This window comes from Haloglomus salinum, from assembly GCF_024298825.1.
GTDB lineage: Archaea > Halobacteriota > Halobacteria > Halobacteriales > Haloarculaceae > Haloglomus > Haloglomus salinum.
In genome coordinates this window covers 2,275,882-2,296,600 of record NZ_CP101153.1, presented here as the reverse complement: position 1 = coordinate 2,296,600, position 20,719 = coordinate 2,275,882, and the positions used below count along the sequence as shown (strand labels likewise).

The following is a 20,719-nucleotide window of genomic DNA, read 5'->3' as shown; positions in this document are numbered from 1 at the left end:
AAAAGTGCAGCGCGCGGGCCAGTCACTCCTCGCCGACGATGCGGTCGACGATGACATCCGGGTCGAACCGTTCGAGGTCCTCGTACCCCTGCCCGACCCCGAGGAAGAGGATGGGCTTGCCCGTGACGTGGGCAATCGACACGGCGGCGCCGCCCTGCGAGTCGGCGTCGGCCTTCGTCAGCACGACGCCGTCGATCTCGGCGGCGTCGTTGAACTGCTTCGCACGCTGGGTGGCGTCCTGTCCGGCGACCGCCTCGTCGACGAAGATGGTCATGTCCGGGTCGACGACGCGGTCGATCTTCTCCAGCTGGGCCATCAGGTCGTTCGAGGTGTGCAGGCGACCGGCGGTGTCGCCCAGCACCACGTCGGCGTCGTTGGCCTCGGCGTACTCGACGGCGTCGTAGATGACGGCCGCCGGGTCACCGCCCTGCTGGTGCGTGATAATCTTCGCGTCGAGCGCCTCGGCGTGCTCCTCGATCTGCTCGTTGGCGCCGGCGCGGTAGGTGTCACCGTTGGCGATAACGGGGGTGAGCCCCTGGTTCTGGAAGCGCCGCGCGAGCTTGGCGATGGTGGTGGTCTTCCCGACGCCGTTGACGCCGGTGAAGATGATGGTGACGGGCTTGTCGGCCTCCTGGATGCGCTGGTCGAAGTCGAACTGGCCGACGCTGATGACATCCTTGAGCGCGTCACCGATGGCGCGCTGGACGACGATCTCGCCGGTCTGGACCTGCGCCCGGGTCTGGCCGACCAGCTGCTCCTCGATGCGGTCGGTGATGGCCTGCGCGACGCTCATCTCCACGTCGCCCTGGATGAGCGCCATCTCCAGCTCCTCGAGGGGCTTCTGCAGCTCCTCGCGCTTGATGAGCGCCTTCCCGGTCGCGGCGCGCTTGACCGAGCCGAAGAGGCTCTCACCGCCGGTCTCCTCGGCGGAGCCGGCGGTCACCTCCTCCGTCCGGCGCGAGAGCGCGTCGGGGACATCGCTGTCGCGCTCGGGGCCGGACTCGGATTCGGACTCAGACTCGTCGTCCGGCGCGGCCTCGGCGGCCTCGGCGACCGCGTCGGCGGAGGGTTCCGCACCTTCGCCCCCGCTCTCGTCCGTAGCGGCGTCGTCGGGGACCGTGCCGGCCTCCGGCTCGGCGTCGGCTTCCGCTTCTGCGGACCCGGGAGCGGCGTCGGCCGCCGCGTCAGCGGACTCGGGAGGGTCGTCGGGCTCGGCGGCGTCCGACTCGGCCGCCGCTTCCGATTCCTCGTCGGGCTCCTCGACCTCGACGGCCTCCTCGGTAGCGTCGTCGCGGAACTTCCCGAGTTTCTCCTTCAGTCCGTCGAACATCGCGTCACTCGTCCTCGTCGCCCTCGCCGCCCTCCATCTGCTGTTGCTGCTGCATCATCTGCTGCATCTGCTGCTGCTGGGCCTGCTGAGCCTTCTGCTCGACCTGCTCGGTCTGCTCCTCGATCTCGTCGATCTCGGCCTCCAGCTCGGCGATTCGCTCGTCGAGCACGTCCTTCTTGCTCTCGAGCGTGGCGATGGCGCCCTCCTGGTCGCGCTCGGCGGCGAAGCCGCCGCCGATGGAGACGACGATCTCCTCGATGCTCCCGAGCTCGGCGCTGACGTACGCGTCGCCGCCGAGCGGCACCTTCACGGTGTCGTTCGTCTCAAGCTCCTCCAGCGCGTCGATGGCCTCGTCGATGTCGGTCTTGTCGGCCTGCACGCCCTCGATTTCCTCCTGAACGGCCTCCTTCTCCTGCTCGAGCGCCTGGAGTTGCTGCTGCAGCTGGTCCATGCCGCCGCCACCGCCGCCACCGAGACTCATGCCGCACGCACCTCCTCGAGCTCGACCTGCGTACGCTTCTTGCCGTGTCGGGAGCCGACGTTGGCGTACGTCCGCTCGCGGGCGACGTCCTCGTTGGGGGCCTCCACGTTCGTCTCGAACTCCTGCCAGCCGTCGCGGGCCTGGAAGCGCCCGCTGACCGTATACTCGCTCATGTCCGGAACCGGGCGTGCGAGCGGGAAAGTCCTTCCGACTCGGGGAACATCGAACACGAAATCGAACCGGGTTCGCGAACGGGGGCCGCGGAGCGGGCCCGGACACCGGGACCACGTCCTCGCAGCGCCGCGACGACGCTGGCCGCGTGCCGGGGACCGGTCGGCCTCCCAGCTCGGGCAGCTGAGGCCCGTCCCCGGGCCCCGGCAGTGGACGAGGGAGTCACCGGCGCGCTGGATGGCTGGTAGATGTCAGCGAGAGAGGCCTCGACATCATCGCTCCCGAGCCGCTAGAGCCGCTACAGTTCCGAGCGCTTGACCAGTGCGTAGACGACCAGCGCGGCGAGCACGGTGCTGAGGAAGGCTTCGCTGCTGGCCATCAGCCGGCCGGCGATGGCGGTCGGTGCCTCGTTCCCGTAGCCGATGGTGGTGTAGGAGATGTAGCTGAGGTGGATATTGCCGAGCAGCACCTCCTGCCCGGCGGGGGTCGCCAGTGCCGAGAGCGAGTCCAACTGGCCGGTAGTGGTGGCGAACGCCGGGCCACCGAACGTGTAGAACGGGACGAACAGGAGCGGCGCGAGGACGAAGACCAGCGCGATACGTAGCAGGCGCATCCCGTGGCCGCAGGTGAGGCCGAGGAAACCGTTCTCGGCGGCTCTCGCGGCGTTCTGGAGCCTGGCACCGAGGCTCACGCTCGGGTCCTTGGCGATGTCGATGTGCTTCCGGCGCGAGAACGCCTGCCGCTTCACACGGAACTCGCCGGCGGCCTTCATCTCCCCCGCCGCGGAGGCGGCGTTCTTCGCCTTCAGGTAGGTCGTCTCGGTCACCCCCGGCGTCAGCTCCAGCGCGAACTCGTAGTCGACATCGATGTTCTCGTCGAAGTCGTGGAGCACCCACTCGTTGCGGTCGAGGTAGTCCGTGTGGTCCGAGAAGTCGAACGCCAGCCCGTCGAACTCGTCGAACTCCGTATTACAGAAGCGGAAGTAGTCCAGCAGCTCCCGGCGGTCCGACTCGCGCTCGGCATCCAGCGCCACGTCGCCGAGGCTAGCACGGGTCATGTCGTAGTGGACCCAGCTGGATTCGGGCTGGACGATACGACCACGCTTGATCTTCGCGTCGGTGAAGTCGAGATACGTCGCGGCGGTGGTCGCACTGGCCCGGCAGACGAGCCGGTCGTCGAACGTCGCCCCCGTGAAATCTGCGGGCGCGCCGAAGGTGACGCCGCCGAAGTCCGCGGAGGTGAACGCCGCGTCGTCGAAGTCCGTGTGCGCCTCGAACCGACAGTCCGCGAAGGAGACACCGTCGGCGAGGTGGTTGGCGTCGCCAAGGAATTCGGTGCCGCGGAAGTCGGCCTCGCCCTCGAACGTCGCGCCCTCGAAGGTGGTGTCGCCGTCGAACAGCACCTCGTCGAAGTCCGCCAGCGTGTCGAACCGGCACTCGGCGAATGAGGCGTCGTCGCCGAACTCCGCCTCCTCGAACAGTACCGGCGCGGCGAACGACGCGCCCGTGGCGTCCACGTCCCCGTCGAGAACGGCCTCCTCGGCGTGGAGTTCGGCACCGAACTCGCAGTCGACGAGTGTCAGGTCGTCGCTCGTCGCGAGTTCCACGAACGTCGCCGGGCCGGCGAACGACGCGCCCGTGAAGTCCGCCACCCGGAACCCGGCGCGGGTGAAATCGGCCTCGCCCTCGAAGGAGACGTCCTGGAAGGCGGCGTCGGCCTCCAGCACGCGGGCCCCGCCCTCGAAGACGGAGCCGCGGAAGTGCGCCAGGCCGCCGAACGTCGCACCGGCGAAGGAGGCGTCCCCGCCGAAGCGGATCTCGTCGAAGTCGGCCTCGTCGGCGAACGTCGCGCCGTCGAACTCGACGTCGCCCCGGAAGTCGGCCTCCTCGAACGTCGCGTCGCTCTCGAAGGCCACGTCCTCGAACCGGGCGTAGCCGAACTCCGTGTGCCGGAGGTCCGCCTCGCCGGCGAACGTCGCCTCGTCGAAGCTGGTGCTGTCGTCCAGCAGATGGGACTCGCCGAAGAACTCGGCGTTGCGGGCGGCGAACCCCGATTCGAACGTCGCCTGGTCGAAGCTCACGTCGTCGTGGAACGACCCCTCGTCCAGTTCGACCGCACCCTCGAACGTCGTACCACGACACTCCAGGTCGCCGTCGAACACGGCCTCGAACGTGTCCACGTCGCCGGTGACGGTCGCACCGTCGAGAACGAGGTCCTGCGTGACGTGTGCGCCCTCCAGCTGGATATCGCCGACGGTGGCGTCCTCGAGGTGGAGGGGAATCCGGATGGTTCCCCGCTCGGCGCTGAGCTTCTCGACGGTCGCCCCCCGGAGGTCGACCGGGTGCTTGTTCGTCCCGTCGACGACCTCGTAATCGAGGGCCAGCGCCGGGAGCGTGACCCCCGAGAGGTCCTTCTCCTCCCGGTCACCCTCGTCGATGACCGTCCGGAACGCCGCCCGCACGTCGTCGTCGGTGAGGCCGCGCTCGTCGCGCTCGGCCGGGGACGCGCGGAGCACCTCCCGCGCGGTCGCTACGTCGTCGTAGGTGGGCAGGTCGCCGGGGTCGGTGCGGGGCTCGGCAGTCGTATCGGCGACCGAGCCGTCGCCGTTCTCGGGTGTCGTCCCCCCACCCCCGCCAGCGTCCGGGTCGGGACCCGCCTCCTGTTCGTCGGACATGGCACGGACTGGTGCGTTCACCGACTAATACGTTCCCCCGATTCGACCCCGTTCGTCCGGCCGAGTGCGACGAGAGCGGGCGGACACAAGCGAGCGCCGGGTGGCGCGGGTCGTCGTCCGGACGGAGCGAGCGCCGGGCGGGGCGAGCCGGCGGCACGCCCCTCAGCGCAGCACCGACCGCCGCTCGGACTCCGAGAGGGCCGTGTCGGTCCGGACCGCACACTCCTCGCACTCGTAGGAGACGCCCCCCTCGTCGTAGGTCTTCACCGGGATACCGAACAGGAGGAACACCTCCTCCTGGTGGCGCTCGATGATGGCGTCGGCCTCGGCGCCGCAGTTGGGACACCAGTCCTCGGTGGCCTCTGCCTGGTAGGTCACCTTCGTGCGGCCGAAGGAGGCGACACCGTAGGCCTCGTCGTGACTGGTCTCGATGAGGTCGTTCACCGGGAACGGGTCGGCGTCGACGACGTTGTCGTAGCCGCCCTCGACGGTGTCGGCGACGGTCAGATACGGCCCCAGCCGGACGGTGTTCTCGTACCCGACGAACCGGACGGTCACGTCGGCATCGGTCCCGCGTGGCCCGTCCACGCGAACGCGGTGGTCGTGCCCGACGACGTAGACGGTCAGGTCGTCGGTGACACCGGAGACGGTCACGTCGTGGCGGGCGCCGACCAGCGCGACGCCATCGGGGTTCTCGACGCTCCCGGAGCGCCGCCAGCCGACGAACGACTCGAAGCCGCTCGTGTCCGGCGGGTCGCCGCTCGCCCGGAAGACGCTCTCGGCGCCCGTCACGTCCAGCGTCCCGGCGGCCCGGCCGGCGACGAACACGTCCTCGGCGTCGGCGACGACGGCGTCACCCTCCACGCCGCGCCGGTCGACGTAGCCATCCTCGACATCGCCCGCGACCCGGAGTTCGGGCTGGCCGACGGTCGTCCCGCCCTCGACCGGCGTGTCGGTGAAGACGTACTCCGCGTCGACCAGTTTCAGGTCGCCGGTCACGGCGTCGGCCCGGACGAACGTGTCCGCGGGGTCCTCCACGACGACGGGCCCCGGCTCCCCCGTCAGCGTCACGTCCCCGTCGTAGTGTGTCGCCTCCGGTCCGTCCGCCCACGCGGGTTCGTCGGTCATATCTGGAGCCGTTCGGCGTCGTTCGCCGTGAATCTCCCGGTCACTCCAGCCGCCCCAGCACCGTCTCCGAGCGGAGCGCGAGGTCGAACTCCGGGTAGGTGTGGTAGGTCTCGAACCGGTCGCCGTCGAGCGTGATGGCGGTGACGGCGTCCGGACCGAACCGGTAGCGGACGTCGAAGTCGCGGTCGGCGGGGAACGCGTCCAGCCCGAGCCCCTCGACCGTCGTGGCGGCGCGCACCTCGCCCGTCGTGGTCGTCAGGGTCCGCTCGACGCCGGGCGAGAGCGGAATCCGGCGGGGCGACACGGCGCCCGGTCCGCCCGCTGCGCCGGCCGGGGCGCCATCGCCGGGGGCGGCAGCGTCCTCGGAGGGGTGGACGCCCAGCTCCGGGAGGGGCCGGCAGGAGCAGAGCTCGTGGAAGCCCGCGCCGGGGACGCTCAGACAGTGCGAACTCCCGATGACGCGCACGTCGGCACGGGCTCCGAGCAGCCGGGCCTCGGCCCGCCGTTTCACGTCCATCGCGTCGAGGTCGGGCGCGGTCGACAGATGCACCAGCCGGAGCAACGTGTGGTCCGGGGCGTCGGACGGGATGTCCGACCCGTCGGCGTCGGCGGCCCCACCGTCGCCGGCCGGGTCGTCGCTCACCACGGCCACCACCCCGTAGTGTGGCGGTCCTCGTTCCGGAGACTGGGGCGGATGAGGATATCGTAGTTCGGGTGGAGGACGCGGTTCGGCCGGACGCCGCGGTAGGCCGGCGTCGGCTCCCACTGCAGGTCGCGGTAGCGGTCGGCGTGCCGGCGGACGTAGGCCCCACCCGCGTCGGGGTCGAACGCGGGCCCTTCATCCGGCGACAGCAGGTAGAACCGCTCGACGCGCTCGGTCTCGTCGTCGGCGTCGAGGTCCTCCCAGGCGCTGTACGCGACGTGCCGGTCGAAGCCGGCCGCCCGCACGGTCTCGACGTAGGCGGCGTGGTGACGGGCAGCGCCGTACCGGGAGTAGACCCACGTCCCGACGACGCCGTCCGGTTCGAGGTGGGTCCGGAGACGGTCGTAGAACTCCGTCGAGTAGAGCCGCAGCAGGTCGTCGTCCTCGGCGCCGGGCAGGTCCAGCAGGATGAGGTCGTAGGTCTCGTTGGTCTCGCCGAGGTAGCGCCACGCGTCGCCGACCGTCGTGTTCAGTCGGTCGTACGCGTAGGCGTCGTCGTGGTAGCGGGCGTAGAACTCGCGGTCTCGCGTCCGCTCCATGAACTCCCCGTCGAGGTCGACGTGGTCGACGGTGACGTTGTACGCGCGCAGGTGGTCGGCGGCGATCCAGTCACCGCCGCCGAGCAGTAACACGTTCGTCTCGCTCCCGTTCTCGTACATCGTCATCGGTACGTCGACGAGCCCCTGGTGGTAGGAGTCCGCCCACGACTCGCAGAGCTGGACGGCGGTGCCGAGCCGCAGGCACTCCTCGCTCGCCTCCGCGAAGTACGGGTTCGTGCCGGTGCCGGTCCAGGTCCGCTCGTAGCGGACGATACGCTGGTACCGGGTCCGCTCGACGGTCGAGACGGTGGCGTCGATGGTGCCGTCGGGGTACTCGGCCTCGATGCGATTCGCGAAGTAGAACGACTCCACCTCGCCCTCGACGCGGTCGGCGGCGAGGACGACCCCGGCGTAGGTCGCGGTGAGCAGGAGCGTGGCGAGTATCAGCGCCCGGGCCTCCTCGCTGCGGAGCCGGCGGTGCCCGCCGTCGGCCGCGGTACTCTCGCCGGCCGTGCCGGTTCCGTCCTCGCTGGGCTCGGCCCCACCCACGAGCGGGCTCCACGTGCTGAACCGGGCGACGAACGCCAGGGCCGCCAGTCCGTTCAGTAGCCCCAGCACGAACACCGTCGCCACCAGCCCGTACCGGGGGTACAGCCAGAAGACGTACAGGAGCGCCCCGGCCAGCCCGCCGAGGTAGTCCATCCCCAGCACCGTCGGATAGCCCTCGACGGCCTCGTCGTCACGGGAGACGTGGAAGACGAGGCCGGCGGCACGGTAGGTCCCCGCCCGGAGGCGCTCGCGGACCCGGGCGAGCGGACCCGCCCCGCGGCCGTCGGTGGCCTCGCGCTCGACCAGCGCGGTCAGGAGCGGGAGCTCGAAGCCCGACAGCAGGCCGACGGCCACGACGGGCAGCCGGGCGGCGACCTCGACGACCCCGTACGGGAGATAGGCGGGCGGCTCGCCGGCCGTCACGAGCAGGACGAACAGGAAGCCGGCGGGCCCGACCAGCGCGAGCAGGAACTCGACGCGGAGGAAGTTCGCCGGCCGGTCGTCGTCGAGCGCCCGCGAGGCGAACGAGCCGATGCCGAGCGACGAGAAGAACAGCCCCACCGTGAGCCCGTACTGGGTGACGGTGCCACCGAAGACGACCGTCAGCAGCTCGGCGTAGACGAGTTCGTACGCGAAGCTACAGAACGCGACGACGAACGTCAGCGCGTGCAGGACGCCGACCGCGGGGAACCTGGCGGCGGGGGAGCTGTCGGTCATGTGGGCGTCGGGTGACTACCGGCGGGAAGCGACGGACAGGCCGGCGCGCTGCCGGTCACAGGCGCGGCGAGACCTTCCACTTCTCGTCGACGACGAAGTCGCCGCCGGCGGTCCGGTCGATCTCCATGTCGATGGACTCCCAGCCGAAGTCGGCGTCGCCATCCGGTCCGACCATGTGGGCGCCGACCCGGTACCACCCCTCCCGGGAGATCTCGTAGCTGTGGGCCTGGTCGATGTTCTGGAACGTCTCGTCCCACGGGACCTCGCCGGCGCCGGGTCGGTCGTCCTCGAAGCGTTCGTCGCTACCGAGGAAGGCGACCCCGATGGCGGCGATGGAGGCCCGATAGCGTCGGACCTCGTCCTCGTGGTTCTCGCGCCAGTCGTCGGCGTAGTCGCCACCGTGCCACCAGGCGCGCCCGTGGTGGGTCCGCGGTGCGGAGGCGTAGCCGCCGCTCCCCCGGCCGGTGGCCCCCCGACCCCCGCTGCCGCCACCCTTCGCAGCCCGGGCACCGCCGATGGGGCTGAGCGGCGCCAGCAGCCCAGCGGCCGTCGGCGCGGAGGTGTCCTTGCGGGACTCGATCCAGGGACTGTCGACGGGCTCGATCTGGAGGGCGCCGTTCTGTGGCTCCACCGACGCGATAGCATTGGACCGCCGCGGCGGCGGCGCGCTGTTGAGGAACGAGCAGCCGGCCAGGGCAGCGACTCCACCCGCTGCAGCCACTCCCCGGAGGAATTTGCGTCGCTGCATGGTGTCACCCAGCGTTTCTCGTATTCCCACAAGTATCTTTCCACCGAGAATGAAATATACTACAACGACGGATAAGACACCTATACCCATCACAAGCACTTTGTATCCCCCATTTATATTAAATTTTGAATCCAGTCTGCTTGCGGGGTATTTTCACGATTTTTCTCGCACACCACGGAGCCGTCGAGCACGAGCGCTGTCGCCGACGGCTCGGTGGGGTCCGGGACCCACAGGCCATCCAGAACCACCACCTCCGCTCGGAGGAACGTGCCACCAGCCCCACCGCCACGCTGTGCCACCAGCCCCACCGCCACGCTGTGCTGCCCCTACCACGACGACAGCCGCAGCCGGCAGATGCCGACGAGGACAGGTCCACGCGCTGTTCACGAACGAGGAACTCCGCGAGTCGTTCGACACTGTCGAGGCACTCCGTGCGGCGCACCGCCTGCAGGACGACATCGCGTGGCTCCGTACGACCGACAGCTCCACGTGGAGACACGGACCAGCGACCACGTCCGCGAGCGGCGGTAGTTCGACCGGAAACGGTGGGGTTTCTGCTATCGAGGCCTCCAGAGCGGGAGCCAGCGCTCCGGAGCGGTGGCGACCAGTTGGACCGGGTACTATCACACTGGAACCGGGACGCCCAACGGCACCGGGACCCCCGACGACAGCAGCCAGCGGCAGCCCGACACGACGAGACCAGCACCGACGACGTCCCCGGCTCGCACCTGATTCCGACCGGCCGAGGACCCGTATCCGCGAGCGGTCGCTGCCCACGAACGACCGCCCGCGCATAAGTTTTCCAGACAGAATCGGCGCAAATTTGCAGACCCAGCAAATCGGCAGTCACCCTTTATCCGACCAGAGTGACCCCGTGGTATGGACATCCCGGACACGCTGACCACGCGTCGGGCGGTACTCGGTGGCGTCGGAACGGTGCTCACTGGCGGTGGCGTCGTCTACGCCGCCCCGCATCTCGGCGCCGAGTCGAGCGAGCCGTCGGGCCCAGGGGCCCCGGGCTCGACGGGAGTGAACGGGTCTGACGGGACGAACGGCTCGAACGGGGACAGCACACGCGCCTCGCAGGACACGGGGTTCCACCACAGCACGGGGACGGCCGGCCTCGGCATCGACCTCGCTGGCCATCCCATCATGGGTTCGATGGACGCGCCCGTGGACATCTACTACTGGACCGACTACCAGTGCCCGTTCTGCAAGCGGTTCGAACACGGCGCGTTCCCGAAACTCGTCGAGAACCACGTCCGGACCGGGAACGTCCGCCTCGTCTTCATCCAGTTCCCGTATCTCAGCGAGGGGTCGATGACGGCGGCGGTGATGGACCGCTGTGTCTGGCGGCAGGTCCGGGAGTCGAACCCGAGCCACTACCTGCGCTGGCACGCGGCGATGTACGACGCCCAGGGCGAGAAGGGCTCCGGCTGGATGGCGAAGGAGAACCTCCTCGACCTGACACGCGGCGTCGAGGGCGTCGACGCGGCCGCCGTCGAGACGTGCATGGACGAACACCGGAGCGACATCGAGACGTCCCTCGAGACACACCGGAAGTACGCCGCGGAGGAACTGGGTATCGGCGGGACGCCGGCGTTCATCCTCTACAACCGCGCGGCCGAGAAGGCGGGCAAGGTGACCGGCGCACAGCCGTACGAGCGCTTCGACGAGGCGATAACACGGGTGAAGAACGCGTGAGCGGCTACCTCGAACGCCACGTCGAGGGATTCCTCGCGGCGCTGGGCTACCCGCTCACGTCCACCCCGCGGATGCTCCTCGCAGCAGGCGTCGCGGTCCTCACGTACGTCCTGCTCATCCTGAGCACCTTCCCGTCGTACTCGGCCCAGATGCTCGGGGCCGGCATCGGCTATCTGGACGACGCGCTGCTGGCGCTCACCGCGAACACGTACGCGACCATCGGCACGGTCGGGCTCGCGCTCGTCGTGACGTACGCCGTCGCGACCGGGGTGGCGCTGACGACCGCGCTCGGTCGACTCCAGTACGGCGCCGGTAGCGGCGCGAGCGGGGCGTCCAGCGTCCTCCCGGGCCTGCTCGCCTCGGGCTGTGCGAGCTGTGGGGCGGGCGTGCTGGGGCTGCTCGGCTTCGCCGGGGCACTGGCGACGCTCCCGTTCCACGGGAACCTGCTCCGGCTCGGGGGGCTTCTGCTGCTCGGCGTCTACCTCGCCCGCGTCGGCGACCCGCGCCAGTGCTCCGTCTCTCCGGCAGGTGAGAGCGCCTGAGTCCTCCGAACCAGCGGACGAGCCAGGCACCGCGCACCCGGGCAGCCTCCCCGACGACACACCTGACGGCAGGGCTCGGACAGGCAGGCGACACCACCGAGCATTTGCCGACGGACCGATACGCCCCGGACATGGGACAGGAGGAGGAGCCGAGCGCGGCCGCTCTCTTCGAGGTTCTGGCGGACGACCACTCGCGGCAGATCCTCCTCGCCGCGGACGGGGAGCCGAAGACGGCGAAGACGCTGAGCGAGTACTGCGATGTCTCGCTGGCCACCGTCTACCGCCGCGTCGCCACGCTGCAGGACCACGGCCTGCTGGAGGAGCGCTCGACCGTCGACGACGACGGGTCCCACCGCCGCCGGTTCGTGACGACGCTGGAGGAGCTCCACGTCGACCTGTCGGAGGGCGACCTCTCGGTGGCCGTCGAGGTAAGCGACGACCTCGCGGACAGCTTCACGTCGCTCTGGAGTGACCTCCGTGAGAACACGTGATACAGCCCTCCTTCCTCGTCGTGAAGCTTGTCGCGCTCGTGCTCAGCCTGGTCGTCGCCGGACTGGCGTTCCACGGCTACCGCCGGAGCGGAAACCAGCCGATGCTGTTCGTCTCGGGCGGGTTCGTCTGCATCGGCGTCGGCGCCGTCTGCGAGGGCCTCATCTACCTCGTCTTCGATACGACGCTGTTCTCCGCGGCGCTCGTCCAGGCCGTCGTCGTCTCGAGCGGGATGCTGCTGGTGCTGGCGTCGCTGACGCTCGGCGAGGAGTGAGCCGGGCGGGAGTCGGCCGCCTGGAGGCACCAGATGCGTCTCTTCATCTCGCTGCATCCAGCCGTCGTCGAGCCTGCCAGGGGCTCGTCACCACGTCGTCCCGGGGAGAGAGCACGGCTACAGCAGCCCGAGCCCGAGCAGGCCCCCGCCCGAGTCGTCGACGTTGCCGAGGCCGTCGTCGCTGGAGTCCAGCCCGAGGGCACTGGCGACATCGAGGAGCCCCGCGCCGCTCTCGGTCTCGCTCAGGCCCACGTCCTCTGCCGAGTTCTGCAGCTCCAGACGGGCGTCGGCGGCGCTCAGTCCGTCGGCCATGAGCTGGCCGGCGGCGCCGGCGACGTGGGGAGCGGCCATCGACGTACCCGAGAGGCGGGTGTAGCTCCCGCCGAGGTAGGTGGAGTAGATCTCCGTCCCGGGCGCGGCGATGTCGACCGCCGGGCCCTGACTGGAGTAGTCCGCCAGCGAATCGTCGCGGTCGGTCGCGCTGACCGCGACCGTGTAGTCGTTCGCGGCCGGGTAGGACACACAGTCCGTACAGGGGCCGCTGTTGCCGGCGGCCGTCGCGAGGAAGACCCCCTCGGCGTGGGCGTACTCGCAGGCGTCCCGGACAGCCTCGGAGGGCGAACTCGACCCAAGCGAGAGGCTCCCCACGTCGTACCCCTGGTCGGCAGTCCACTCGATACCCTTCGCCACGTCGGAGGAGAGCCCCGACCCCGGCGCCGTCAGCACCTTCACCGCGTGGAGGGTGGCCGCGGTCGAGATGCCCTCGACACCCTCCCCGTCGTCGACGGCGTCGGCGATGCCCGCACAGTGGGTGCCGTGGCCGTTGTCGTCCTGCCACTCGCTGCTCTGGATTCCCCCGAGGAACGCGGTACCCTCGCCGAGGTTGGCCGCCAGGTCGCCGTGGGTGACGTCGATACCCGTGTCGATGATGGCGATGTCGGCGCCCGCGCCCGTCTCGCCGTTCCCGTGGGCGACGTCCGCGTCGGTCCGGTCGATACCCCACGGAACCTCGCCGAGCGCCCGCATCTCGATGTCGCGCTCGACGTACCTGACCGACGGGTCGTCCGCGAGCGCGGTGAGCGCCCTCGCCGGCAGGTCGACCGTCACCGCGTCGAACGAGAAATCGTACCGGGTCGCGACCGCGAGCTGTTCTGCCGCACGCCTGCCGGCGTGGTCGCGATAGCCCACCGTCGCCCGGACCGTCTCCGTGGCCGTGTCGATTCCGTCCGGACTCGCGGCCGCCGACCCGGCCACCGAGACCAGGCCGGGGACCGCGAGGCTACCGCCCGCTGTTCTGAGAACGTCCCGCCGCGTCCGAGTGCCATCCACTACCATGATGCACCCGACGTGCCGGTGGCACAGGTGTACCTATTGTTCGGCTAAACCGTACCGTTTCGGCGCCTGCGGAGCTCGGACCGTGCACTTCGAAGCCGAAACCGCGTGCCTGTGGAACCGAAACCGCGAGCGGCCGGGCCGTCACCGGGCCCGGCTCAGGGGGAACTGCCGTCGTCGCGGATGAACGCTTCCAGTTCGAACTCGATATCGACGCGCTGACTGGGCTGGGTCTCGCCCCACGTCGTGTTGTCGACGACGACGACCGGCTCTCCGGGCGAGACCGCCGACCCCTGCGAGGTAGCCTCCGTGCGCTGTTCGCTCAGCGCGTCGACGAACCGGAGCTGGTCGGCCGCGTCCGTCCGGTACGTCTCGAAGTCCGGGCGTCGGAAGGTGAGCACGTCGACGTTCCGGTCCGCCACGACGGAGAAGAACAGCACCGTCTGTCGGTCGAACGAGAGCGGCACGGCCTCGAACTGGTCCGTCTCCAGGGTGACCGAGCGCGAGACGTCTTTCACCGTCTCCTTCCGGAGGCTCCCACCCGAGCCACCGTCCGCCCCGTCGCCCGAACCGCCCGAGTCATCCGAGCCACCCGAGCCGAGGCCGGAGACGCTACTGCACCCGGCGGTGGCGAGCACACCCATCGTGGCGAGCACTCCGCGACGCGTCGTCTGTCCCATACCCCACCCCTGGCGATGCTCCCCCTTGGTTAGGTCCCGCCAAGCGCTCTCGGACCGGGGACCTGCGGCTACCGGGCGTGGCAGCCGAAGAAATGAACGACGGGGCGGAGCGACGTTACGCGATCGCGTCCGTCGTCGCGTCGCTCGTGGTACCGTCGGTCGTTTCGCTCGTCTCCGTGAGCGACGACGGACTGCTCGGCGGACTCGGTGTGCCGCCATCGCCGTCACCGGAGGACTCGACGACCGTGTTGTCGTTGGCGTCGACGTCGACGACATCGTTGTCGTTGGTGACGTCGGTACCGCCGTCGACGGTGGTCGTGTTGACCTCGACGTTCTGCGGGTTGACGGAGATGTCGTTCTCGCCCCGCTCACCCTCGGAGAGGGTGTTGCCGCTGACGGTCAGGCCGACGACATCGTTGTCGTTGCGGACCTCGTCGTCGTGGTTGGTGCCGTCGTCGCCGCCGTCCGAACTCTCGTTGTAGCGCTGGACGACGTTGTTGTCGTTGGCGTCGGCGTCGACCACGTCGTTGTCGTTGACGATGTCGCCGTCGCCGGACTCGTCGGTCGTGCCGTCGGAGCCGCTGTCACCGGACTCGTCGACCACGGCGTTGGCGTTGGCGTCGGCATCGACGACGTCGTTGTCGTTGATGATGTCGCCGTCGCCGCCCCCGTCGCTGGTGCCGTCGGAGCCGTCGTCGTTCGCACCGTCGCGAACGGCGTTGTCGTTGGCGTCCAGGTCGACGACGTCGTTGTCGTTCACGATGTCACCGTCGCCGTCACCGCCGGCGGTCGTGCCATCGTTGCCGCCGTCGTTGGTCCCGTCGTCGGGGTTGTTGTCGTTGGCGTCGACGTCGGCGACATCGTTGTCGTTGATGATGTCACCGTCGCCGCCCTCGTCGGCCGTCCCGTCGCCACCACCGTCGGTGGAGTTGCCGGTTGGGCCGTTGTCGTTGCCGTCCAGGTCGACGACGTCGTCGTCGTTGATGATGTCGCCGTCGCCGTCGCCCTCGTCGCGGGTGCCGTCGTCGCCACCGGCGCTGCTACCGGGGAGGTCCCCGTCCCCGTCGACGACGTCGTTGTCGTTGATGATGTCGCCGTCACCGGACTCGTCGTCCGTGCCGGTGCTGTTCCGACCCGGTGCATCGGGGTCGGCGTCGACGACATCGTTGTCGTTGGTGATGTCGTTGTCACCGTCGGTGGCCCCGTCGCGGGACTCGCCCGTACCGGGGTCGACGACATCGTCGTCGTTGATCACGTCTCCATCCTCCTCACCGGGTTCGCACTGCAGGTCGTCGTCGGAGTTCGAACTGCCAGCCTGACTTGACTGAGGCGTGTCGCTGCCGAGGTTCGGCAGCTGTTGCCCGACATCCATCGAGGCGGGCGTCTCACCCGACGCGACACTGGACTGACCGCCGACCGCGGCGGGGGTCAGCACCAGTGAGAGTGCGACCGCGGCTGCAATCGTCGTGCGTACCATGCATCAGCCGGTGGGGCCATACAGCCCTATCAACGACAGCGGCCGTTCAGACCAGTTCACGAACTTACAGGCGGTGTAAGTTCCACAATCGACCGCCGGCACCCGATTGCGCAGATTCGGACGCTCTCGTGGGAACGAGTTCGCCCCCGAAGCTATCGGACCGATTATCTCGCGACAACAGTTTCAGGAGATGCTTAGAGTGGCGATAGCGCTAGATGTCGGAAGGCTGGTCTGCAGTCGCGGCCTGTCATCGGCCAGCGACGGTGCGGCGCCGACCGGGCGGAAAGTAGCATCGGCGGGCGACGATGCCGCGGCTATCGGCCGTACAGTGGTCGGTCGAAATCGCAGACGAAGCCGGGCTCGTCGTTCGCGAGACGGAGGCCCCGGGAAGTGTCACTCGACCGTGACGCTCTTCGCGAGGTTGCGCGGCTGGTCGATCTCGCGGTTGAGCATATCGGCCGAGTGGTACGAGAGCAGCTGGAGCTGGACGTTCGTGAGGAGACTCGTCAGGTCCGAGTCCGTCTCCGGAACCCGGAGCACCTCGTCGGTGCACGCCGAGACGTCGACGCCCTCCGGCGCGATGGCGACGATGTCGGCACCACGGGCCTGGACCTCCTTGGCGTTGTTGAGGGTCTTCTCGTCGCGCTCCCCGCCGGTGAAGACGGCGAAGACGACGGTGTCGGGCGTGACGAGCGCGAGCGGCCCGTGCTTCAGTTCGCCCGCCGCGAAGCCCTCGGCGTGCTCGTAGGTGATCTCCTTGAACTTCAGCGCGCCCTCCTTCGCGACCGGGCAGGCGACGCCCTGGCCGATGAAGAAGTACGCCTCCTTGTGGACGTGGTTGCGGCAGACGCGCTCGGCCTCGGAGGTGCCGAGCACCTCGCCGATCTGGTCGGGGAGGCGCTGGAGCGACTCGAGGTAGGACGCGCGGTCCTCGCGGGGCGTCCCGGGCTCGACGTCGTCGATGATGCGCTCGGACAGGAGCGCGAGCGTCGTGACCTGCGAGGAGAACGTCTTCGTCGCGGCGACCCCGATCTCGGGACCGGCGCGGATGTACAGCGGCGTCTCCACCTCGCGGGCCGCGGTCGACCCGACGACGTTCGTAACGGTCGTCGTGCGCGCGCCCATATCCTGGGCCTTCCGGAGCGCACTGAGCGTGTCGGCGGTCTCCCCGCTCTGGGTGACCGCGACGACCAGCGTGTCCCCGGTCGCGGGGATGTCACCGCTGGCGTACTCGCTGGCGCGGTAGGCGTTGGCCGGGACGCCCGCCTTGTTGAGCAGGCGGGCGGCGTAGAGCCCGGCGTGGTAGGAGGTCCCGCAGGCGACGAACTGGACGGCCGCGACGCCCTCGAACGTCCCCGGCGGGAAGTTCTCGAGCGAGACGTCGCCGTCGTCGACACGGCCCTGCAGCGCGTTGGTGATGGCCTCGGGCTGGGTGTCGATCTCCTTGTGCATGAAGTGGTCGTACTGGCCCTTGCCGGTCTCCTCGGCGTCCCACTCGACGACCTCGCGCTCGCGCTGGACCTCGTCGCCGTCCGCGTCGGTCACGCGGAGGCCGTCGGCCGACAGCATCGCCGTGTCGCCGTCCTGCAGGTAGGCGACCTCGTCGGTGTGCTCGAGGAAAGCGGGCACGTCGCTCGCGATGTAGGTGGCGTCGTCGTCGAAGCCGACGACGAGCGGGGAGTCCTCGCGGGCCGCGAGGATGCGGTCCGCGGACTCGGCGACCGCGACGATGGCGTAGCTCCCGGCGATGTCGTCGACGGCACGCTCGAAGGCACCCGTCAGGTCCTCGGTCGCTGCCTGGTAGCGCTCGATGAGGTGCGGGACGACCTCCGTGTCCGTCTCGCTGGTGAACTCGCGGCCCTCGGCCTCGAGTTCCTCGCGGAGCTCGTCGTAGTTCTCGATGATGCCGTTGTGGACGACCGCGACCTCGCCCGTCTCGCCCGTGTGCGGGTGGGCGTTCTCGTCGGTCGGGGCGCCGTGGGTCGACCAGCGGGTGTGGCCGATGCCGAGCTGTCCGCGCGGGACGTCGTCGACGATGGCGTGCTTCAGCTCGGTGACCTTCCCGGCGTTCTTCTCGACCCGGATGTCCTGCCCGTTCCGGACGGCGATGCCGGCCGAGTCGTAGCCGCGGTACTCCAGGTTCTCCAGCCCGGAGACGAGGCGGTACGCGGTGTCTTCGGTTCCCACGCAGCCGATGATGCCACACATGGTCAGCCCCCTCGCTGGCCGGCAGGGCTGACGGCGGGCGTGCCGTGGTCGTCGGGCGATCGGGGACGTCGGAACCGGGTCGCAGGTATCTGGTGGGTCATTGGTCGAATCACACGGAGCCGGGGGGTCCGTCTCTCCGTGACCATCCAATGAGCAGTACGTTCCATTACTATCGGCCGGGTAAGCGGACCGACCGCGTCAGCATCCGGGGCCGGAGGGAGTACGGATGACAGTATAGCCGTAATACCGCGGTTTGCACACGCGTTCCCGCCGGTCGGCGGCTATTACGAGCGTAATAATCGCCGCGACAACCGATTTGTCAGACGATAAGCGGCCGGCGTGGGTCGTCACCGTATCGACATCCCCGCCGTGACGGACCCGGTGGGGGTCGTGCAAGTACCGGTGAGCACCGCCGGGACGGACCGGGCGGGGACGGCTACCGCTCCGGCTCCTCGCCGGGCAGGACGATGATGTTCTCGCGCCCGACGGCGACCTTCTCGATGTAGCCCTCCGCCTCCATCGTCGAGAGGAGGCGGCTCACCTTCGATTTCGACCAGTCCGACAGCTCCACGATGTTCGACTGCCGGATGCGACCCTCGTTTCGCCGCAGCAGGTCCACCACGAACTGCTCCTCCTCGGAGAGCCGCGCCGCCGACGGGATGCCGGCCGTCGATTCGGGCTCGTCGTCGGACAGGCGGTCGGCGACTCTCGTGGCGGCCACGGCATCGGACAGCCAGTCGCGAACGCTGGTGAGCAACGCGAGGACGGCCGCGACCCCGACGAGGAACAGCCCGAGCAGTGGGAAGGTGAACGCCAGCTGGAGCTCACCGACACCGGTCCCGAGGACGGCGAACGAGGGGCGGGCGATAACCCCGGGTTCCGAGGGGGCGAGCGTGGCTGTCGGCTGGGTGGTGGTCGTGAATGTCATAGCTACAGGATGAATCGCTGGGTCAGAGTCCGCGGTCGATGACCAGGACAGCCGTCAGTGCCGTGTGGATGGCGAGGACGGCGGCCGCCGCGACGCGGAAAGAGACCGCGAGCGCGGCGACGGGGCCGAACCACGCGAGCGCCAGCAGGCCGACGCCAAGGGCGTTCGCGCCCACGAGCGCCCGGGACCACCCACCGCCAGCAGGAGGCTCGTCCGGAGTGGCATCGTGCTCGTCGCCCGGAACTGGGGCGCCGAGGTAGGGCGCGAAGTGGTCGGCCGTCACGGTCGGCGTCACGGTCTCGTTCGACTGGTCGTAGTCGACGAGGCCGAGGCTGTCCAGCTTGGGGAGATGGCACTGATAGAGCGAGAGGTACGTCCGCTGGCACGCCTCGGCCGACGGGCCGCCGTGGTCCTGCCCGTGCTCCCGGCTGGCGACCCATTCGGCGAGCCGGTCGACCTCGACCGGCCCCTCGTGGTCCAGCAGGCACCGAAGCGCGTACCGGCGACGTTCCTCCTGGAGTGCGTGGAAGAACTCGTCGGCCGAGAGTCCGGGCGGCGACGTACCAGCGGGGGCCGACGGCGGCCCCGATTCCTCCTCGGCGGCCGGCTCCGCCGGGGGAGCGCCATCGCGTGTCGCTGTCATCGACCCACCGTTGGCAACAGAGGCATACAAACGACCGAGATTGTTGTCACCTGTTTCACTCCGTTGCACGGCCCGAGACGCCCTTAGACCGTGCATAGCGTCGCTGTTCGGGACGATGCCGGACCCCACCTGAACCGAAGGGCGCGACAGGACTGGACGAGACATCGAGTACCGGTCGGCCGTCGGGCGCAGCGTGCGTAGACAGCGACTCACTCGTCGGCCCCGGCGTACACCCGCGTGTGCAGCCCCGCGTTCGAGCCGAGGTCGAGGGCGAACCCGAGCAGGAGTGAGAGGCCACCGGCCACCAGCAGCGACGGGGAGCCGTCGAGGGAATCACCCGCGGGGGCCACGACGCTCGAGAGCAACAGCACGAGCGCCACCACCACGCCGACCGCGCCGACGGCGTACAGCGCGAGGAACGACCGGACCGGGCCGGGCCCACCGTCGCGCCGGAGCCGCCAGAAGAAGTTCCGAAGCAACAGCACGGAGGTCTTCGGGACGAACGTCTTCAGGTCGATGTGGCTGTCCCACTCCTCGTCCTCGTAGAAGAACTCGGAGGGGGTCTCGACGTCGGCGATGGGCATCCCGTGGGCGTTGAGCCGGACGAGCAGGTCGTTCGCGAAGCCGTAGTCCTCGTACAGCGTATCGAGGTCCAGCTCCGTCAGCGCGTGCTGGGAGATGACGGTGTAGCCGTTCTGCGGGTCGGTCATCCGCCAGTAGCCACTCGAGATGCGGGTCAGCCCGGTCAGCATGAGGTTCCCGAACAGGCGGAACGGCGGCATCCCCGTCCAGTCCTCGCGGCGGAGCAAGCGGCTGGCCTTCACGTACTCGGCCTCGCCCTCGACCACGGGGTCGAGCAGGCGCGGCAGCACGTCGGGGTCCATCTGCGCGTCGCCGGCCATCACCGCCGTCGCGTCGATGTCGTCGGCGAGCGCGCGCCGGTAGCCGGTGAGGATGGCCCCGCCGACGCCCTGGTTGTCGTCGTGCTGGATGGGGACCCAGCGTTCGTCGAACGCGCCGTGGATGGAGCCGTCGTCGAGGGCCTCCGCCTCGCGAGCGGTCGCGACGGCGTCGTTGATCTCCGCCCAGGTGTCGTCGGTCGAGGCGTCGTCGACGAGGTAGACGCGGTCGACGAACTCGGGCATCGTCTCCACCACCCGACCGACCAGCGTCTCCTCGTTGTACGCCGGGACGACCACACCGACGGTGTGGTCCCTATACACGGTCGACACCCCCTGCCGCCGGGTGGACGACGCCGGACCGACCCGGCACGCCCATCGTCAGCGAGACGTGAGTCATCACGTCCCCGTGGAGGGTACAACGAGTTTACTATGAGATAGACAATCTGCGAGAGCGGAGCGTTAGCGACCGCGTAAGGCCCTCTCGAAACCGTACCACGGGG

The 20,719-nt window shown here is 69.5% G+C and carries 19 protein-coding genes; 4 read left to right on the top strand and 15 right to left on the bottom strand.

Annotation, left to right across the window (positions count from 1 at the left end; genetic code table 11):
* Positions 1 to 22: 22 nt before the first annotated feature.
* The 8 genes from ftsY to NL115_RS10910 all read right to left on the bottom strand — a co-directional run bounded on the left by ftsY (position 23) and on the right by NL115_RS10910 (position 9,040).
* A complete protein-coding gene (gene ftsY, locus NL115_RS10945; protein WP_254829408.1) occupies positions 23 to 1,330 on the bottom strand; it encodes a signal recognition particle-docking protein FtsY in 1,308 nt (435 codons plus the stop codon).
* A 4-nt stretch (positions 1,331 to 1,334) separates the two neighbouring features.
* Complete coding sequence (gene pfdA, locus NL115_RS10940; protein ID WP_254829405.1) at positions 1,335 to 1,811, bottom strand: prefoldin subunit alpha; 477 nt, start codon at positions 1,809 to 1,811, stop codon at positions 1,335 to 1,337.
* The gene (rpl18a, locus tag NL115_RS10935; RefSeq protein ID WP_254829404.1) at positions 1,808 to 1,984 is read right to left on the bottom strand and encodes a 50S ribosomal protein L18Ae; all 177 of its coding nucleotides are present in this window, start codon (positions 1,982 to 1,984) and stop codon (positions 1,808 to 1,810) included. Before rpl18a ends, pfdA begins: the two co-directional genes overlap by 4 nt.
* Positions 1,985 to 2,280: 296 nt before the next feature.
* Positions 2,281 to 4,656, bottom strand: a complete 2,376-nt coding sequence (locus NL115_RS10930) for a pentapeptide repeat-containing protein (RefSeq protein WP_254829403.1) — start codon at positions 4,654 to 4,656, stop codon at positions 2,281 to 2,283.
* A gap of 162 nt (positions 4,657 to 4,818) precedes the next feature.
* The gene (locus NL115_RS10925; RefSeq protein WP_254829402.1) at positions 4,819 to 5,784 is read right to left on the bottom strand and encodes a DUF8108 domain-containing protein; all 966 of its coding nucleotides are present in this window, start codon (positions 5,782 to 5,784) and stop codon (positions 4,819 to 4,821) included.
* Between the two features lie 40 nt (positions 5,785 to 5,824).
* Positions 5,825 to 6,427: a DUF2617 family protein gene (locus tag NL115_RS10920; protein WP_254829401.1), complete on the bottom strand. Its 603-nt coding sequence runs from the start codon at positions 6,425 to 6,427 to the stop codon at positions 5,825 to 5,827.
* Positions 6,424 to 8,292 carry a spermidine synthase gene (locus NL115_RS10915; RefSeq protein WP_254829400.1) on the bottom strand — a complete coding sequence of 623 codons (1,869 nt, stop codon included), beginning with the start codon at positions 8,290 to 8,292 and terminating at the stop codon, positions 6,424 to 6,426. The genes NL115_RS10920 and NL115_RS10915 overlap by 4 nt, the downstream gene beginning before the upstream one ends.
* Positions 8,293 to 8,347: 55 nt before the next feature.
* The gene (locus tag NL115_RS10910; RefSeq protein WP_254829399.1) at positions 8,348 to 9,040 is read right to left on the bottom strand and encodes a twin-arginine translocation signal domain-containing protein; all 693 of its coding nucleotides are present in this window, start codon (positions 9,038 to 9,040) and stop codon (positions 8,348 to 8,350) included.
* Positions 9,041 to 9,919: 879 nt separating this feature from the next.
* Between NL115_RS10910 and NL115_RS10905 the strand changes: the two genes are divergently transcribed.
* The 4 genes from NL115_RS10905 to NL115_RS10890 all read left to right on the top strand — a co-directional run bounded on the left by NL115_RS10905 (position 9,920) and on the right by NL115_RS10890 (position 12,049).
* On the top strand, positions 9,920 to 10,744 hold the full coding sequence (locus tag NL115_RS10905; protein WP_254829398.1) for a DsbA family protein: 825 nt from the start codon (positions 9,920 to 9,922) through the stop codon (positions 10,742 to 10,744).
* Entirely contained in the window at positions 10,741 to 11,286 is a 546-nt protein-coding gene (locus tag NL115_RS10900; RefSeq protein ID WP_254829397.1) for a hypothetical protein, read from the top strand. Before NL115_RS10905 ends, NL115_RS10900 begins: the two co-directional genes overlap by 4 nt.
* 131 nt (positions 11,287 to 11,417) lie before the next feature.
* Positions 11,418 to 11,777 carry a helix-turn-helix domain-containing protein gene (locus tag NL115_RS10895; protein ID WP_254829396.1) on the top strand — a complete coding sequence of 120 codons (360 nt, stop codon included), beginning with the start codon at positions 11,418 to 11,420 and terminating at the stop codon, positions 11,775 to 11,777.
* Entirely contained in the window at positions 11,777 to 12,049 is a 273-nt protein-coding gene (locus NL115_RS10890) for a DUF7521 family protein (protein ID WP_350355310.1), read from the top strand. The genes NL115_RS10895 and NL115_RS10890 overlap by 1 nt, the downstream gene beginning before the upstream one ends.
* A 117-nt stretch (positions 12,050 to 12,166) precedes the next feature.
* On the opposite strand, the gene NL115_RS10885 is transcribed toward NL115_RS10890, so the two are convergent.
* From NL115_RS10885 to NL115_RS10855, 7 genes are all read right to left on the bottom strand, one after another.
* Entirely contained in the window at positions 12,167 to 13,384 is a 1,218-nt protein-coding gene (locus NL115_RS10885; protein WP_254829394.1) for a S8 family serine peptidase, read from the bottom strand.
* A gap of 155 nt (positions 13,385 to 13,539) precedes the next feature.
* On the bottom strand, positions 13,540 to 14,061 hold the full coding sequence (locus tag NL115_RS10880) for a hypothetical protein (protein ID WP_254829393.1): 522 nt from the start codon (positions 14,059 to 14,061) through the stop codon (positions 13,540 to 13,542).
* Between the two features lie 115 nt (positions 14,062 to 14,176).
* Complete coding sequence (locus tag NL115_RS10875) at positions 14,177 to 15,538, bottom strand: hypothetical protein (RefSeq protein WP_254829392.1); 1,362 nt, start codon at positions 15,536 to 15,538, stop codon at positions 14,177 to 14,179.
* 393 nt (positions 15,539 to 15,931) lie between these two features.
* Positions 15,932 to 17,746, bottom strand: coding sequence for a glutamine--fructose-6-phosphate transaminase (isomerizing) (gene glmS / locus NL115_RS10870; RefSeq protein ID WP_254829391.1), 1,815 nt, complete (start codon positions 17,744 to 17,746; stop codon positions 15,932 to 15,934).
* A 436-nt stretch (positions 17,747 to 18,182) separates the two neighbouring features.
* Complete coding sequence (locus tag NL115_RS10865; RefSeq protein ID WP_254829390.1) at positions 18,183 to 18,674, bottom strand: helix-turn-helix transcriptional regulator; 492 nt, start codon at positions 18,672 to 18,674, stop codon at positions 18,183 to 18,185.
* A gap of 22 nt (positions 18,675 to 18,696) precedes the next feature.
* Positions 18,697 to 19,317, bottom strand: a complete 621-nt coding sequence (locus tag NL115_RS10860; protein WP_254829389.1) for a DUF7344 domain-containing protein — start codon at positions 19,315 to 19,317, stop codon at positions 18,697 to 18,699.
* Positions 19,318 to 19,526: 209 nt separating this feature from the next.
* A complete protein-coding gene (locus NL115_RS10855) occupies positions 19,527 to 20,540 on the bottom strand; it encodes a glycosyltransferase family 2 protein (RefSeq protein ID WP_254829388.1) in 1,014 nt (337 codons plus the stop codon).
* Positions 20,541 to 20,719 lie beyond the last annotated feature (179 nt).

Excerpts from the sequence above, each read along its gene's own strand:
- ftsY (WP_254829408.1), bottom strand. The coding sequence starts at position 1,330 with ATGTTCGACGGACTGAAGGAGAAACTCGGGAAGTTCCGCGACGACGCT.
- pfdA (WP_254829405.1), bottom strand. The coding sequence starts at position 1,811 with ATGAGTCTCGGTGGCGGCGGTGGCGGCGGCATGGACCAGCTGCAGCAG.
- rpl18a (WP_254829404.1), bottom strand. The coding sequence starts at position 1,984 with ATGAGCGAGTATACGGTCAGCGGGCGCTTCCAGGCCCGCGACGGCTGG.
- NL115_RS10930 (WP_254829403.1), bottom strand. The coding sequence starts at position 4,656 with ATGTCCGACGAACAGGAGGCGGGTCCCGACCCGGACGCTGGCGGGGGT.
- NL115_RS10925 (WP_254829402.1), bottom strand. The coding sequence starts at position 5,784 with ATGACCGACGAACCCGCGTGGGCGGACGGACCGGAGGCGACACACTAC.
- NL115_RS10915 (WP_254829400.1), bottom strand. The coding sequence starts at position 8,292 with ATGACCGACAGCTCCCCCGCCGCCAGGTTCCCCGCGGTCGGCGTCCTG.
- NL115_RS10910 (WP_254829399.1), bottom strand. The coding sequence starts at position 9,040 with ATGCAGCGACGCAAATTCCTCCGGGGAGTGGCTGCAGCGGGTGGAGTC.
- NL115_RS10905 (WP_254829398.1), top strand. The coding sequence starts at position 9,920 with ATGGACATCCCGGACACGCTGACCACGCGTCGGGCGGTACTCGGTGGC.
- NL115_RS10895 (WP_254829396.1), top strand. The coding sequence starts at position 11,418 with ATGGGACAGGAGGAGGAGCCGAGCGCGGCCGCTCTCTTCGAGGTTCTG.
- NL115_RS10885 (WP_254829394.1), bottom strand. The coding sequence starts at position 13,384 with ATGGTAGTGGATGGCACTCGGACGCGGCGGGACGTTCTCAGAACAGCG.
- NL115_RS10880 (WP_254829393.1), bottom strand. The coding sequence starts at position 14,061 with ATGGGACAGACGACGCGTCGCGGAGTGCTCGCCACGATGGGTGTGCTC.
- NL115_RS10875 (WP_254829392.1), bottom strand. The coding sequence starts at position 15,538 with ATGGTACGCACGACGATTGCAGCCGCGGTCGCACTCTCACTGGTGCTG.
- glmS (WP_254829391.1), bottom strand. The coding sequence starts at position 17,746 with ATGTGTGGCATCATCGGCTGCGTGGGAACCGAAGACACCGCGTACCGC.
- NL115_RS10865 (WP_254829390.1), bottom strand. The coding sequence starts at position 18,674 with ATGACATTCACGACCACCACCCAGCCGACAGCCACGCTCGCCCCCTCG.
- NL115_RS10860 (WP_254829389.1), bottom strand. The coding sequence starts at position 19,317 with ATGACAGCGACACGCGATGGCGCTCCCCCGGCGGAGCCGGCCGCCGAG.